The organism is Pseudomonas congelans, from assembly GCF_900103225.1.
GTDB lineage: Bacteria > Pseudomonadota > Gammaproteobacteria > Pseudomonadales > Pseudomonadaceae > Aquipseudomonas > Aquipseudomonas congelans.
Window position 1 is genome coordinate 61570 of the sequence record NZ_FNJH01000004.1, and the last position, 15173, is coordinate 76742.

Here is a 15173-nt window from a genome sequence, read left to right on the forward strand (position 1 = left end):
GCGTAGCGAGAACGTGCCGCAGCAAAAAGTGGCGATTGGCCACGTAGAAGAGCGCGGCGAGGATAAAGTAACCGACTTGAAATAACATCAAATATTATCGATGCAATCGCACTTCGTTAAAATCGTAGAAGTGCACGGGGTCTAGATCACTAGACCCGATACGACTCCGCATGCGCTACCTTCCTGAGCGTGCGCCAGTACGAGCGGATACGCCTGGCAAGGGGCGGTGAAGTGCTGAACAATACGATGGTCGCAAAGGATACCCACCAGCCGGGGCGCAGGCAGGTCAGCAGGTATTGATTGAGCCAGATGCGCGCGATTCTCAGCCTGTAGCCCTTCGGATCCAGGCGCTGCAATTGTTCTATCGCAGAGGCTGTATAGAGCGTCGTCAATACGCGGCGGCTGATCAGAAAGCGTTCCGGGAAGTCGATGCCAGCCTCGGAGTGATTCAGGACTCTGAAGTTGCGCCTCAAGACGTTGTCCCATAACTTCAGGTTGCTCAGCCCTACTTCGCAGGGCCGTGCGAGCCGCGCATCAATGCCCTTCCTGCGCATCACACCCAGCATGAGTGCCTGCTCGCTCACCATGCGCGCGGACGTGTAGCCAATGAAGTTGCCAAACGGGTTACGAGACGGCCTGTCGTTGAACAGCGCGTCCCTTTCGAACAGTGGTTGCTCCCACATGGCGAGCATCGCGTCGCGCGTGCCGAATTGAACGAGATCCGATATATGGAACAACATCGGCAAGCGCTCAGGGTCGCGAATATAAAGCGTCGTGGTGGTGATGGGCGTGTCGAACAGTTGCGTCTCGCCCGGCACGGAATCATCAGGCAGACCTATGACAGCCAGTGCAGCGCTGGTCAGATTGTGGTCGGCACGCATTTTCATCACATAGGGTCTTGAGGCGCTCTGAATGCCGCATAACGTCGATTGCAGCATGCGATTGATGTTGATCTGATTACCGGCGTCATCGACGAAGGCGCCCGGATCATCCGACATGACGAGCTGGTCCGCCTTCACATCGGAAGTATCTTCATGACGCCAGGTCGAAACGATGATTTCGGCCTGCGGCAGGTGCTTCCGGATTGATGCGATACAGACGAAGATATTTCGCTCGGAACTCAGGTTGCGATACAGGGGGCCCTGAATAACCACGCTGATTTTTCTGGAATCAACGGCCACAAGATGAGGCATGTTTTTTAACCTTGTAATAAAAGCGCCTGCTATCGGCGGTTAGCGGCAGGTCAGTCAGAGGGATCCTGCAACCCGCTGAAAGACGCGAAGAACAACACGCCTTATTCGACGCAGGATGCCCGCCAGAAATGGAATACTCATCAGCACTCTCTCAAGACGGGTGACCATGAATAGCCTTCTGATCTGAGCAGAACGATTTGAGGCTGTTGTGCTTGCCGGCAAATTATTGAACGACGCGTTGAGGGTTCGCGCATAAACGCCGAGATGCATGGCGGGCACCATGATCACCAGGTTTCGCTTCCGAAGCCTGGTGCTCAAATAGTTGTGGCGGGCAATTTTCCGGATGAAATCCATACAGGTAGTCGAGTCATGCTGACCAAAATCGATCAGTATCCAGTCGCTTTCGACTTTATCCATGTGCTGGGCAACTCTGTTCGCCACAATGCCGCTCAGGCCATTGTCGTGAAGAAAATCCTCCAGGCTGAACAGGGCATGCTCGGTCGATGAATCGCTGACGGGTAGCTCGGTCAGGTTGTAAAGGTCATCAATCACAAGTATGGGAACGGTCTTCCTATACTCGTGCTGAATGCGCGCCAGCTGACAGATCAACTGATGGCTGGCAGTGCCGGGGCTCGAATGAGATACGACGAATACCTTCACTTCGCCCCCTTGCTGTAGGACATGAAGGGGGTCGAGTTGTAGATGGTCCTCACAGCAGCCCACAGGCTTTCAAAATAGAAGTTTTTCCCGTTATTTCGATAAGCGCGAACGGCTGAAATCAAAATGCCAGGGAGCGACAGAAGATTGTGGTGAAAATAATCATCCTGCTGGCGAGCAAACCAGGTCTGCGTGCCGCGTTGACGCAACATATTGCGCACCTCGCAGCTCTGCGTGATCAGTGTCTGTTTGGCCAGCACAGGGTCTGTGAGGAAGCGATTGACCAGAAACTCCTGGCGGGTTTCTGTCAGTTGATCGAACAACACAAGCCTCTCGAAGTCTGCGAGGAACTCTCTGACTGAGTCGATATCATTCCTGAAGCTGGACTGCTGGGCCACGCGATCAATCAGTTCGACCCAGTCTCGGACCGAGATGCGATCAAGACCGGTTGGAATGACAACCGCCGATGGATTGGCCAGGTACTTGTCCCCGAACTGTTGCAGTCTGGCCAGCGCGGCCTCGGCGGACAAATTGAAAAGGGGTTTCTTTTGAAGCATCGAGACATAGCAAGGCCCGGACACCTCAAGGCATCCGTTAACCGATTCGACCGAAGCCTTGCCACCCAGTAGCGCCCGGGAGGTCACTGACTGAGTGATGCCAAAGGGATTGATGCGGTTCGGAATACCCGCGCGGGACGCTCGCAACGCATGCTCGATGTCTTCGTATTCCACCCAGTGCAGGGACTCGTCCAGCGGGCACGCATTCCATACGTCTTTGCGACAAATGTAGAGACTACCTGTCGGGTAACTGGCGTCGTTGTTGTAGCGCATCGGGCTGGCGAAGCAGAACCCGGTCCGGTCGACGTCCGAAAATATTGACGGAGCAATGGACAGAGCATGACCGCCGGTGCGATGCAGCCCTTGCAGTCCCTGAGCAACCTCTGCCATGGCCATGCCGTAATCCGAATAGCGCCGCGGGTGCATGCTGATCCGGTTATCGAAAAACATGCTTTGCAATGTCATCAACGGATAGCGCGGGCCAAAGCGGCGGACAACTTCCCCGAAGTGTTTTGGCAAAAAGACGCGGTCATGCAGGATCACCAGATTGCTGTGTGCGGCCTCCCGAGCGAGGCGATTTTTCTTCTTGCATATCTGCACGGGCGGGGCAGTAATGTCCTTCCCCACGATGCGAACTTTGTCGAAATAGGCGAAGTTGCTTCCCGGTGTACCGCACAGAAGTATCTCCTTGTGCGGGATGTCAATTTCCAGAATGCGCTTCACGACAGCATTGAGAACTGTGGCGTCACCTGGACCGACAGGAATGCCGAAGGTCCAGCTATCGAGATCGTCGTTCGACTCGGCAGTCAGCCTGGATACTTTCGTGTAAGTAACGGAGTTGGCCGAACGCGCAATGACCTTGAGCGACCCCGCGAAGTAATCACGATCCAGATAACACTCGATAGGCGTGTCTTCGATAACCGTGATTTTTTCGCCAACATTCAGAAAGTGAGCACCGTCCCACAACAGCAGAGGGGCCAGCGGTGAATCACTCTGGACACCATAAAAACAGTAGCTCCCCGCCCCATACATGCACAACGGCCGCCGTGCGGCATGCAGTTTACTTATCACCTGTTCAGGCTTGCGAAACGGATGCGCGCGAAACGAGATGAAGCTGGAACACTCATGGGGCAGCAGCAGGCCTACCGGGAGGCTGCGCAAACTGCCCGCCGCTACGTAACCAAGGCTTGGGTGGTGTTGGAGATGGGTCGTTTTCATGGTCAGACGACATACTTGTCAGCGAGCGCGCCCGGCACCTTCACGACAACGGTGGTCGCATCGGTGAGCGCTTCGAACGCCGTGATGTCGCCCGGTTCCAGAACGATGATGTCACCGGCATGCCAGACCTTATCCCGCATGCTGACCGACCCGGCGATGAGCACGGTTATCTCGGTGGCGACCTTGTGGTAATGGGCCGCTTCCTTTTCACCTGCCTTGTAAGTCTTGACCCCGACCTCACAGGACTCGGTACTGAACACTGCAGGTTCGAATCCGCCCACGAACCAGCCTTTGACCATGTCTTCCAGCCTTGCCGTTTTCATCGCATTTCTCCTGCTTCGAAGGCGTGAAGCTGACTATCGGTTTTCAGTGGCCGGTACTGATTCGGTTCGATCCGGTAGACGCCGATCCTCTTCTGCAACAGCACCAGTTCATTGAGGGCGGGGGCTATGTAGAAGTTGTCGTTGACCCTGGCGTCCTTGCGAATCATCTGCTTGGCCGCCGATACGAACAGCGAGCCTGACTTGAACCAGTACACACCTGCAATGGCGTGTGAGCTGATCGGATTTTTTTCGGCAGCCTCAATAACCCGGCAGTCGCTATCCAGGCGCGCGAATGAATAACGCGGGTGCAGAGAATTGAAGATCACCACTCCGGCATCCTCATGACGTTCCCGAAATGCACGCACTACATCCTGCAGCTCGATATCCAGAAAGTCGCTGACACTGAGAATCAGCAGCTCATCATCGTTGTCGATTTCTTCACTCGCCAGAAGCGCCGTGCACGCCGCGCCCCGGGTGATGTTGTGAACCGGTAGAACACTGGCCGACGGGTGCATCTGCGGGACCATGTTACGAAGGTACAGCCGGGCGATATCGTGGTTCGAGAATGTGCAGATCATCCTGCGCGGCTGAAGTACTGCGCAGTTGTCTATCAGCGTATGAATCAGTGGCTTGCCTTTGTATTCGCACAGATATTGCGGGTACTCGCCCTCGTCGTGCGCCGCCTCTGACTGCCTGCCGGTCAGAAGGATGATATTCAACGCGCTCACAGGGCAGCCGCCTTGTCGACGTTGATCTGTTCGACTTTGCCAAGAATATTAGTGAGGTTTACATCGCAGGTTTCAGCCACGACCAGAACGTGTGCACCGGAGTCTCTGGCAGCCTTGATGCCATTCTCGTTGTCCTCGACGATGAGGCACTCTTCAGGGCGAAGACCCAGCTGGCTGATGGCCTTGGTGTAGATGTCCGGCGCTGGCTTGGCATGCTTGACGTCTTCGTTGGAGAGCCGCAGATCGAGGTATCGATCAAGATCTGCCCTGTTCATCATGACCTCCACCGTGTTGCGAATGGAGTTGGACGCCACCGCCAGCTTGTAACCCAGCGTTTTCAGTGATGACAACGCGTACTGATGCACAAAGGTCGGTTTGCACTGGGCGTACACGATCTCCATGGTGTACTGCTGTTTCATCTCGTTGATGAAGGCGTGCAAGGCAACCGGCAGGTCGCGTTCGACACTCAGCATGTCGAGTTTGCGCGAGGTGGGCAGACCGTCGTAGGCGGTGAGGTGTTCGTGACGACTGATGTTGTAACCGAACAGGCTGAGCGCTTTGTTCAGTGCGTCGTAATGCCATTCCTTGGCGTCGATCAGGACACCGTCCATATCGAAAATCACTGCCTTGATCATGATTGCCTCACGAGAAAAAAGTGGCTGCGTCTGCGGGAAGATCAGTGCACAGCATCAAACGGTCCTGCGACCCGAACTCAAGCAATTGCCGCCACAGGGCGTCATGAGCACGCCCGTGCAACTCGGGTGACACCACACAAACCTGCTTGCCCTGAGAAAGCAGATCGCCAATGACCTGATCGGAAAACCACTCTCCCTCAAAACCGTCAAGCCAGACGCCTGCTGCCTGTTCAAGCCAGGCTGGCGACGGTTCAACATCACTGAGACGGGTGTAAGTGACGAGCCCGGCATTGAGGTAACTGCGCATGTCCGGCACCGCCATATCGAAGGCGAACCAGTGGGTGTGGCTGTACCGGGCGAAGGTTTCAGCGAGAGCCTGTGCCAGGCCATCTGCCTTGACGTTGATGGCCAGAGGCAGGTTGCGACCGGCCATGATGTCGAGCAGACCCTCCAGCGTCAGCTCACCGCCCTTGGGCATGTCGTGGGCAATGACCAACTGGCCAGCCACATCGCGGACATCGGTCTCGGTGCCGAAGCCAAGGTCGAACGATCGATGAAAGGCTTCCGGCAAATTGCGCTCGGGCTTTTGCAGCCAATAGCCGCGGTGGCTGATGATCTGCATGTCAGGCCTCTTTTCCCGAGGCTGCCTGCCTGCTCAGCGGCAGCGACAGGAACCGGTCGAGATCTGCCGGTATGCCCAGGCCATACATGCCATGACCTTCTGCGCCAATGCTGTAATGAATGACCCTGGCGCCCTGCCCGATGAGCTCGTTGTAAACCGGTGCAACATAGAACTCGCCATTGACGCGAAGATCTTTCGCGACCATCGCCTCGATGGCCGATATCAGTTGACCTGCGCGGCGAAAGTTATAGATGCCGACAGTGGCCTCGTCGGAGATAACCTCCTTTTCCACCACACGGTCGATCAGGCCCGCAGCACTGAAGCCCACGAACGACCATTTCGGGTCGTCGGCTTTCATGGTCATGATCAAACCCTCTGCATCACTCTCGTTCATTGCCTGCAGATAGGCGTTTATATCCACATCGACGTATTGATCGCTGTTGGCGATCATCACTTGCTCGCCGTCGTCGAGCAGGTGCCTCGCTGCATACACGGAGCACGCAGCGCCACCGGTCAGCCCGCCGAGCTCGACGATCTCGCAGCCAGGCGCCCAGGCACTCAGCTTTTCTCTCAGCCCGTAGCTTGCGACCTGTTCCGCCTGACAGATAAAGATGAAGCGGTGCGGGCACTCCGGCGTCAGGTTGTCGATAACCACCTTGATCATCGGTACACCATGCACAGGGATCAACGGTTTGGGATCGGTGTAACCCGCAACGGCAAAGCGACTCCCGGCCCCGGCCATCGGAACGATAATTTGCAACATGGAAATACCTTTATGAATTAAGTGATGGCCAAGTTGATTGGAAGCATGGCATCGCGAAACAATGAATCAGTAATAACCGTGCCCGGTCATCCGGCCACGCTCGAGCGTCAGGTAACGCTGGCAAAACTCTTTACCTTCTTCTACTGCGTGGGTAACAAGAATCAAGGCCATCCCGTCATCCTGCATCACCCGAATTCGTTCGTGGCATTTGCGCTTGAACTCTTCATCGCCTACCGCAAGTACCTCGTCAGCCAGTAATGTCTGAGGCTCTACGTGAACGGCGACTGAAAAACCCAGCCTCATGTACATACCTGACGAGTAGTTCTTTACCGGTGTATCAATGAAATTTCCCAAACCGGAAAAATCGACAATTTCATTGAAGCGCGAGCGCACTTCCTTGTTGCTCAATCCAAACAGACTGGCGTTCAGGTAGATATTTTCTTCACCGGTCAGCTCGGGGTGAAAACCCACCCCTATTTCGATTAGCGGTGCTACCCGCCCCACACTGGTCAGACGCCCACTGGTGGGTACCAGGATGCGCGAAACCAGTTGTAACAGCGTACTTTTACCAGAACCGTTATGCCCCACCAGTGCAAGTGATTCGCCTTTATGCAGGGTGAACGACACGTCGCTTACTGCCGTGAATGTTTCGGCACGCTCGCGGTACCGAGCGTCAAATAGTCCCAGAAACTTCTTCTTCAACCCGCCCCTGTTGTGGCGCAGAACAAACTGTTTGGTGAGGTTTTCTGCCTTGATGACCACGCGACTCATAAATACTCCACCACGTTGTCCACCTTCCTGAACATCAACAGGCCTACAAGCAGCGACGCAGCGCCCATGAACACGCAGAGCAGCAGATCACGGGGCTCGGGAACGACTCCGGCATGCAGAATGCTGGTGAAACTGTTGAAGTACAGACCTATCGGGTTATAGGCCGCAATGCGGGCGATACCGTCGGGCAGCGATGAAGTCACCCATACAATGGGCGTGAGCCAGAACAGCAAGGGTAGAAACACGTCGATGAAGTGCTTGGCATCCCGAACGGTGACCTGGATGACGCTGAGTGCCAGACCAACGCCCATGATCAATGCCATGAATGCGATCAGCACAATCGGATAAAACAACAGCGCACGCGAAAACACTCCACCGAGCATGGCAAATAACGACGCATAGACGAGCATGCAGCCGGCCCAGAAAACAATGATTGCCAGCGCCCCGGAAATGGGTAGCAACAATCGGGGAAAACGTAACTTTCGAATGAGGTTGCCGTTATTGATCAGCCACTCTCCGCTTTGCGAAACAATTTGCGCCAGAAGCATCCAGTGGACAACACCCGTCACCAGATGAAGCGCGAAGCGGTCCTGACTACTGGGCAGAATATAGGTGAACACTGTGTAATACGTGAGTGTGACGACCAGCGGATTACCCAATGACCAAATAAAGCCCAACGTTGCGCCCATGTAACGGATTTTTATTTCCTTGGAGACAAGGTTAATGATCAGGTCACGCCATTTCATAACGCCTGGACTGCATAAGTACGGCATAAGGTATCCAGCTATTAATAGGCAAATCAGAGAGAACGACTTTGACAACCAAGGTCATAAATGAATAACCTTATGGCCTCATGCTGCGCACACATGTTCTCTTCTTTCACCCTGCTACAGCTATAGGACGCCGCCTTAGTTCCTGTAGGAATATTCTACAAGCTACCCACTGCAGCGAAATGAGCCCCTCCTGCCCTCGCTACACTCGTTCAAGATCGCAAGGCACTTCCCTGCACGCGCGTTGATCTATAACGTCAATGGTCCTTTGCAACACGACCGGTCCAGCGATCACCCTTGAACAAGCGAGGCTCCTCATGACCCAAACGTCCTACACCCCGCCGAAGGTCTGGCAGCAGGAAAAAAAAGCGGGCGGTACGTTCGCCAGCATCAACCGCCCCGTCGCCGGCCCCACGCACGACAAGGAGCTGCCGGTGGGCAAGCACCCGCTGCAGCTTTATTCGCTGGCCACCCCCAACGGCGTGAAGGTCACGATCATGCTCGAAGAGCTGCTGGCGCTCGGACACAGCGGCGCGGAATACGATGCCTGGCTGATCCGCATCTCCGAGGGCGAGCAGTTCTCCAGCGGTTTTGTCGAGATCAATCCGAATTCCAAGATCCCCGCATTGCTGGATCGAAGTCATGAAACACCTGTTCGGGTATTCGAGTCCGGTTCGATTCTGCTGTACCTGGCAGAGAAGTTTTCCAGCTTCCTGCCTGCCGACCCGGCAGGCCGTACCGAAACGCTGAACTGGCTGTTCTGGCAGATGGGCGCCGCGCCGTACCTGGGTGGCGGTTTCGGGCATTTCTATGCCTACGCGCCGGAGAAACTCGAATACCCCATCAACCGGTTCGCGATGGAGGCCAAGCGCCAACTCGATGTGCTGAACCGTCGCCTGGGCGAGCACCGCTACCTGGCTGGCGATACCTACACGATTGCCGATATCGCAGTCTGGCCATGGTATGGCGCACTGGTGCAGAACAAGGTGTATTCGGCGGCCGAATTCCTCTCGGTACACGAATACCCGAACCTGATTCGCTGGACAGAAGAAATCGCCGCACGCCCTGCCGTTATCAGAGGCCAGAAGGTCAATCGCACCTGGGGCGAAGAAGCCGATCAGGTTCCGGAGCGGCATCAGGCGTCCGATCTGGATAAATGAGGCACAAATCCAGGCCTGCGCAGACAGAAACCTGATGCTACAAACCCACAGGAAACTCTGGAACAGGACGTCCTGATCCGCCCGTAAAGTAGCCGACCTTAGCCACTGCCCAAGGACGCGCCTTTATGAGCCGAAGAACTGTTCTTCCAGACTTTCGCTTGCAATCGCCCATCGGGTTGCCACGCAGTGGAGTACTTTCAGTATGAGTACTCCCAACACACCGCATACGCCTGTACATGATCGCTTTGATGAAGTGCTCGCCATGATCCGGAGCGCTCGACAGCAGGCCGCACAGGCGGTGAACACCCAATTGATCGAGCTTTACTGGCAAGTCGGCGCTTACATCAGTCGCAAGCTTGAAAACGCTGAATGGGGTGACGCGGTGGTCACCCAGCTTGCCGAGCATCTGGCCACCACCCAGCCAGGACTGCGTGGTTTTACGCGCAGCAACCTTTTTCGCATGCGTCAATTCTATGAGATTTACCGTGCAGAAGAGAAAGTCGCGCCACTGGCGCGACAATTATCCTGGTCACATAACCTGATCATTTTCAGCCAGAGCAAGCGTCCTGAAGAACGCGAGTTCTACCTGAAAATGGCAACTCAGGAAAGGTGGTCAAAACGCGAACTTGAGCGCCAATTCAAGAACGCTCTGTTCGAGCGCACTGTCACCCAGCCAGCCAAAGCCTCGGCGATGCTCAAGGAAACCCGGCCGGCCGCACTGGATATATTCCGTGATGCCTACATGGTGGAGTTTCTGGAGCTGCCACCGGGGCACGCCGAATCGGACCTGCATGGCGGCTTGTTGAAACGCCTGAGGGACTTTCTGATCGAGCCAGGTCGCGATTTCTGTTTTGTCGCCTCCGAGTACGCATTGCAGGTCGGTGGCCAGGACTTTGCTCTGGATCTGCTGTTTTTCCATCGAGGCCTCAACTGCCTCGTTGCCATTGAGCTCAAGGTCGGCCGCTTTGAGCCCGAATACCTCGGCAAGCTGGACTTCTACCTGGAAGCGCTGGACCGCAACGAACGCAAACCCCATGAAAACCCGGCCATTGGCGTCTTACTCTGCGCCAGCAAAAACGACGAAGTCGTCGAGTACGCTCTGAACCGCTCGCTTTCACCCGCTTTGATTGCCGAGTACCAGACCCGCCTGCCGGACAGACAGTTACTGCAAGCGAAACTGCATGAATTCTACGCAAGCGCTGTGTTGAACGATCAGTGATACCTGCCAGGCGCACGATGCATTACGCTTGCGGGTACCTGAGCCGCAGCCTGCAAGCCTTTCCACCCGGAGCCTCCAATGCCGCAAGACAAAGACCCTCGTGCCCACACCGCCCTGTCGCAACGCGGCCGCAGTGCCGGCAGCGGGCCCGGGATTGCGGTCAACCCGCCGGTCGTGCGCCTCAGTACGGTGCTGTTCGACAGTCTGGAGAGTCTGCGACAGGCGGAAATTCGTACCGCGGGGCCGGAGCGCTCGCTGACGTACGGCGCCAACGGCAACCCGACCGCGTTTGCCTTGCAGGACCTCATCTCCGAGCTCGAAGGCGCACACGGCACCTGCCTGTACCCGACCGGGCTGGCCGCAGTGGCGCAGATGTTTCAGTCGTTCTTGCGCCCCGGCGATCATGTCCTGATCACCGAATCGGTCTATGGCCCTGTTCGGCGGCTGGCGAAAACCATGCTGACCGCCTTCGACATCCAGTTCGATTTCTACGCGGCCGACGGCAGTAATGTGGAATCGCTGATCAAGGCCAACACCCGGATGATCTATGCCGAGGTGCCAGGCTCGCTGACATTTGACATGTGTGACCTGCCTGCCCTGTCGCAGCTGTGCAGGGCCAGGAATCTGCTGCTGGCTGTGGATAACTCCTGGGGCTCCGGGGTGCTGTACAAGCCGCTGGAGCTGGGCGCGGACATTTCGCTGATGGCTCTGACCAAGTACGTGGCCGGGCATTCCGACGTCATGATGGGCAGCGTCAGCACCACTGAAGCGCATTGGCATACCCTGAAGACCATGAACACCGCCGTAGGCAATACCGTCAGCCCCGACGATGCCTATCTGGTGCTGCGCGGAGCCCGCAGTCTGGCGGCGCGCATGGCCATGCATGAGCGCCATGCGCTGCAGATCGCTCAATGGCTGCAGGCCCAGCCTCAGGTTGCCCGCGTGCGCTATCCCGCGTTGCCGGACGATCCGGGCCACGCGATCTGGAAACGCGATTTCCATGGCTGCAACGGCTTGCTCAGTTTCGAATTCAATACCGTTGACCGGCAGGTGCTGGATCGCTTTACCGGCGCGTTGAAACTGTTCGGCATCGGCTATTCCTGGGGTGGTTTCGAAAGCCTGATCACGGAAGTCGAGCAACACGGCCCCGACCGCGGCACCGGCCCGATGCTGCGACTGCAGGTCGGCCTGGAAAGCCCGGAGGATCTGATCGCAGACCTGCACAACGGGTTTGCGGCAGGTTGACCCCGGCAGCCGCTTGAAGAGCGCAAGCCCGTCGCCGCAATTTGCCCAGACGCCATCGCTCTGCTAGTGTCGCGCGGTTTAACCTCTACCGGAAATGCCCTCATGGCCCGCAAGAAAGCTGCACTGGATTTCGAACAGTCACTCGCTGATCTGCAAACGCTGGTAGAGCGGCTGGAGAACGGCGAGTTGTCGCTGGAAGACTCCCTCACCGCCTTCGAGCAAGGTGTACGCCTGACCCGCGACTGCCAGAGCGCCCTCACCCAGGCCGAGCAGAAGGTTCAGGTACTGCTGGAGCGCGATGGCGAGCTGAGCGAAGAGCCGTTCGACGATGCGGAACTCCCCGAATGATCGCGAGCTATCAAGCGCAAAGCCAGACTCGCGTCAACGCAGCACTCGACGGGCTGTTTCAGGCACCCGCCCCTGAACTCGACCGCCTCTACGAAGCCATGCGCTACAGCGTGATGAACGGCGGCAAGCGCGTGCGTCCGCTGCTCGCGTATGCCGCCTGCGAAGCACTGGGCGGTGTAGCCGAGGATGCCAACGGTGCCGCCTGCGCCGTTGAACTGATTCATGCCTACTCCCTGGTACATGACGATTTGCCGGCAATGGACGACGACGACCTGCGTCGTGGCCAGCCGACCACACACAAGGCTTTCGATGAAGCCTGCGCGATCCTCGCCGGTGACGGCCTGCAAAGCCTGGCCTTTACGGCCCTGCTCGCCCCCAATCTGACGTCACGCGATGCCGAGACGCGTCTGCAGATGGTCACGGCCCTCGCGACTGCGGCCGGACCGGCGGGCATGGTGGGTGGTCAGGCCATCGACCTGGGTTCAGTGGGGCTGAAGCTCGATCAGGCCGCACTGGAATACATGCATCGTCACAAGACCGGCGCATTGATCGAAGCCAGCGTCCGGCTTGGCGCACTGGCCAGCGGTCATGCCGATCAGCCGCGGCTCGATGCTCTACAGGTCTATGCGCGTGCAATCGGTCTGGCGTTTCAGGTCCAGGACGACATTCTCGATGTCGAAAGCGATACCGCGACCCTCGGCAAGCGCCAGGGCGCCGACATCGCCCGCGACAAGCCGACCTACCCGGCGCTGCTGGGCCTGGAAGCGGCCAAGCACTATGCACTGGAACTGTGTGATCAGGCGCTGCAGGCGCTGAGCCCGTTCGATACCGCCGCAGAGCCGTTGCGCCAGCTGGCACGCTACATCGTCGAACGTCGCCACTGAGCACTGGCACCCGAACCGTAAAATCCGCTGAATCAACCACGCTTCATCGTGGTCTCAGTGAGTACACATGTCAGTCGGCAGATCATCCGCCGACTCACTTCATGGGCAGCGTGCGATGCATAAGGTAAACTGCCGCCTCTTTTACTTATAACGATTCGCCTGATGCCCACGACGTTCAAAGAGATCCCACGCGAGCGCCCGGTCACGCCGTTGCTCGACCGAGCCGATACCCCGCACGGCCTGCGCCGTCTGGGCGAAGCCGAGCTGGAAACCCTGGCCGATGAACTGCGCCTGGAGTTGCTGTATTCCGTTGGCCAGACCGGAGGGCATTTCGGTGCTGGCCTTGGGGTCATCGAGCTGACCATCGCGCTGCATTACGTTTTCGACACCCCGGACGACCGTCTGGTGTGGGACGTGGGTCATCAAGCCTATCCGCACAAGATCCTCACCGGCCGTCGCGCGCGCATGTCCACCCTGCGCCAGAAGGACGGGGTTGCGGCCTTTCCGCGGCGCAGCGAAAGCGAGTACGACACATTCGGTGTCGGGCACTCCAGCACCTCGATCAGTGCCGCGCTGGGTATGGCGATTGCCTCGCGCCTGCAGGGCAGCGAGCGCAAATCGATTGCCGTGATCGGCGACGGTGCGCTGACCGCCGGCATGGCCTTCGAAGCGTTGAACCACGCGCCGGAAGTGGCCGCCGACATGCTGGTGATCCTCAACGACAACGACATGTCGATCTCGCGCAATGTCGGCGGTCTGTCGAACTACCTGGCCAAGATCCTTTCCAGCCGCACCTACAGCAGCATGCGTGAGGGCAGCAAAAAGGTGCTTTCGCGCCTGCCCGGTGCCTGGGAGATTGCGCGGCGCACCGAAGAGTACGCCAAAGGCATGCTGGTCCCGGGCACGCTCTTCGAAGAGCTGGGCTGGAACTACATCGGCCCTATCGACGGCCACGACCTGCCGACCCTGATCGCCACCCTGCGCAACATGCGTGACCTGAAAGGCCCGCAGTTTCTGCATGTGGTGACCAAGAAGGGCAAGGGTTTTGAGCCGGCCGAAGTCGATCCGATCGGCTATCACGCCATTACCAAGCTCGAGCCGCTGAATGCGCCTGCCGCGCAGAAAAAGATCAGCGCACCGAAATACTCCGGCGTGTTCGGTCAGTGGATCTGTGACATGGCCGAGGCTGACTCGCGGCTGGTCGGCATCACGCCAGCAATGAAGGAAGGCTCGGATCTGGTCGCGTTCAGCGAACGCTTCCCGGAGCGCTACTTCGATGTGGCCATTGCCGAACAACACGCAGTGACCCTGGCAGCCGGTATGGCGTGCGAAGGCAGCAAGCCGGTCGTGGCGATCTATTCGACCTTCCTGCAGCGTGGCTACGATCAGTTGATCCACGACGTCGCGGTACAGAACCTCGACGTGCTGTTCGCCATCGACCGCGCCGGGCTGGTGGGCGAAGACGGCCCGACTCATGCGGGCAGCTTCGACCTTTCCTATCTGCGTTGCATCCCCGGCATGCTGGTCATGACGCCGAGCGATGAAAACGAACTGCGCAAGCTGCTCAGCACCGGTTACCTGCACACCGGCCCCGCGGCAGTGCGCTACCCACGCGGCACCGGCCCTAACGCGGTGATCGAGGCCAGTCTGGACACGGTCGAGATCGGCAAGGGCGTCGTGCGTCGTCAGGGCCAGGGCGTTGCGATACTGGCGTTCGGCGTGCAACTGGCCGAGGCGCTGGTGGTGGCCGAGAAGCTCGACGCAACGGTGATCGACATGCGTTTCGTCAAGCCACTGGACGAAGCCCTGGTGAGCGAAGCTGCCGCCAACCACGAATTGCTGGTCACACTGGAAGAAAACGCCGTCATGGGCGGTGCCGGTGCTGCGGTCAGCGAGTTCCTGGCACGCGCCAATATCCTCAAGTCGGTATTGCACCTGGGTCTGCCGGATGTCTACGTCGAGCATGCCAAGCCTGCGCAGATGCTCACTGAGTGCGGCCTGGATGCCAAGGGGATCGAAGCCGCAATCAACGAGCGACTGGCGCTGATCGGCTGACTGCCAGAGGTTCCTCACGCGTCTG

The 15173-nt window shown here is 57.8% G+C and carries 16 protein-coding genes; 6 read left to right on the forward strand and 10 right to left on the reverse strand.

Annotated features, from left to right (window positions below; genetic code table 11):
• Positions 1 to 149: 149 nt before the first annotated feature.
• The 10 genes from BLR20_RS15055 to BLR20_RS15100 all read right to left on the reverse strand — a co-directional run bounded on the left by BLR20_RS15055 (position 150) and on the right by BLR20_RS15100 (position 8240).
• Positions 150 to 1193, reverse strand: coding sequence for a WavE lipopolysaccharide synthesis family protein (locus BLR20_RS15055; RefSeq protein ID WP_054994397.1), 1044 nt, complete (start codon positions 1191 to 1193; stop codon positions 150 to 152).
• Between the two features lie 54 nt (positions 1194 to 1247).
• The gene (locus BLR20_RS15060) at positions 1248 to 1853 is read right to left on the reverse strand and encodes a hypothetical protein (protein WP_054994396.1); all 606 of its coding nucleotides are present in this window, start codon (positions 1851 to 1853) and stop codon (positions 1248 to 1250) included.
• The gene (locus tag BLR20_RS15065; protein WP_054994395.1) at positions 1850 to 3625 is read right to left on the reverse strand and encodes a hypothetical protein; all 1776 of its coding nucleotides are present in this window, start codon (positions 3623 to 3625) and stop codon (positions 1850 to 1852) included. Before BLR20_RS15065 ends, BLR20_RS15060 begins: the two co-directional genes overlap by 4 nt.
• Positions 3626 to 3627: 2 nt before the next feature.
• Complete coding sequence (locus BLR20_RS15070; protein WP_010427835.1) at positions 3628 to 3948, reverse strand: hypothetical protein; 321 nt, start codon at positions 3946 to 3948, stop codon at positions 3628 to 3630.
• A complete protein-coding gene (locus BLR20_RS15075) occupies positions 3945 to 4676 on the reverse strand; it encodes a glycosyltransferase family 2 protein (RefSeq protein ID WP_032615374.1) in 732 nt (243 codons plus the stop codon). The genes BLR20_RS15070 and BLR20_RS15075 overlap by 4 nt, the downstream gene beginning before the upstream one ends.
• A complete protein-coding gene (locus tag BLR20_RS15080; protein WP_032615376.1) occupies positions 4673 to 5311 on the reverse strand; it encodes an HAD family hydrolase in 639 nt (212 codons plus the stop codon). Before BLR20_RS15080 ends, BLR20_RS15075 begins: the two co-directional genes overlap by 4 nt.
• Before the next feature lie 7 nt (positions 5312 to 5318).
• Entirely contained in the window at positions 5319 to 5933 is a 615-nt protein-coding gene (locus BLR20_RS15085; protein WP_054994394.1) for a PI-PLC domain-containing protein, read from the reverse strand.
• A gap of 1 nt (position 5934) precedes the next feature.
• Entirely contained in the window at positions 5935 to 6696 is a 762-nt protein-coding gene (locus tag BLR20_RS15090) for a glycosyltransferase family 2 protein (protein WP_054994393.1), read from the reverse strand.
• Between the two features lie 66 nt (positions 6697 to 6762).
• Positions 6763 to 7467, reverse strand: a complete 705-nt coding sequence (locus BLR20_RS15095; protein WP_032615382.1) for an ABC transporter ATP-binding protein — start codon at positions 7465 to 7467, stop codon at positions 6763 to 6765.
• Positions 7464 to 8240, reverse strand: a complete 777-nt coding sequence (locus BLR20_RS15100) for an ABC transporter permease (RefSeq protein ID WP_054994392.1) — start codon at positions 8238 to 8240, stop codon at positions 7464 to 7466. Before BLR20_RS15100 ends, BLR20_RS15095 begins: the two co-directional genes overlap by 4 nt.
• A gap of 314 nt (positions 8241 to 8554) precedes the next feature.
• Between BLR20_RS15100 and yghU the strand changes: the two genes are divergently transcribed.
• The 6 genes from yghU (at position 8555) to dxs (ending at position 15148) form a co-directional block, all read left to right on the forward strand.
• Positions 8555 to 9397 carry a glutathione-dependent disulfide-bond oxidoreductase gene (yghU, locus tag BLR20_RS15105; protein WP_054994391.1) on the forward strand — a complete coding sequence of 281 codons (843 nt, stop codon included), beginning with the start codon at positions 8555 to 8557 and terminating at the stop codon, positions 9395 to 9397.
• 202 nt (positions 9398 to 9599) lie between these two features.
• Entirely contained in the window at positions 9600 to 10616 is a 1017-nt protein-coding gene (locus BLR20_RS15110; protein WP_054994390.1) for a PDDEXK nuclease domain-containing protein, read from the forward strand.
• A gap of 78 nt (positions 10617 to 10694) precedes the next feature.
• Positions 10695 to 11861: a cystathionine beta-lyase gene (metC, locus tag BLR20_RS15115; protein WP_054994389.1), complete on the forward strand. Its 1167-nt coding sequence runs from the start codon at positions 10695 to 10697 to the stop codon at positions 11859 to 11861.
• Positions 11862 to 11963: 102 nt separating this feature from the next.
• The gene (locus BLR20_RS15120; RefSeq protein WP_010427819.1) at positions 11964 to 12209 is read left to right on the forward strand and encodes an exodeoxyribonuclease VII small subunit; all 246 of its coding nucleotides are present in this window, start codon (positions 11964 to 11966) and stop codon (positions 12207 to 12209) included.
• Positions 12206 to 13093 (forward strand): polyprenyl synthetase family protein, encoded by an 888-nt coding sequence (locus tag BLR20_RS15125; protein ID WP_054994388.1) that lies wholly within the window; start codon positions 12206 to 12208, stop codon positions 13091 to 13093. The genes BLR20_RS15120 and BLR20_RS15125 overlap by 4 nt, the downstream gene beginning before the upstream one ends.
• Before the next feature lie 162 nt (positions 13094 to 13255).
• Positions 13256 to 15148: a 1-deoxy-D-xylulose-5-phosphate synthase gene (gene dxs, locus BLR20_RS15130; protein ID WP_054994387.1), complete on the forward strand. Its 1893-nt coding sequence runs from the start codon at positions 13256 to 13258 to the stop codon at positions 15146 to 15148.
• Positions 15149 to 15173: the final 25 nt, after the last annotated feature.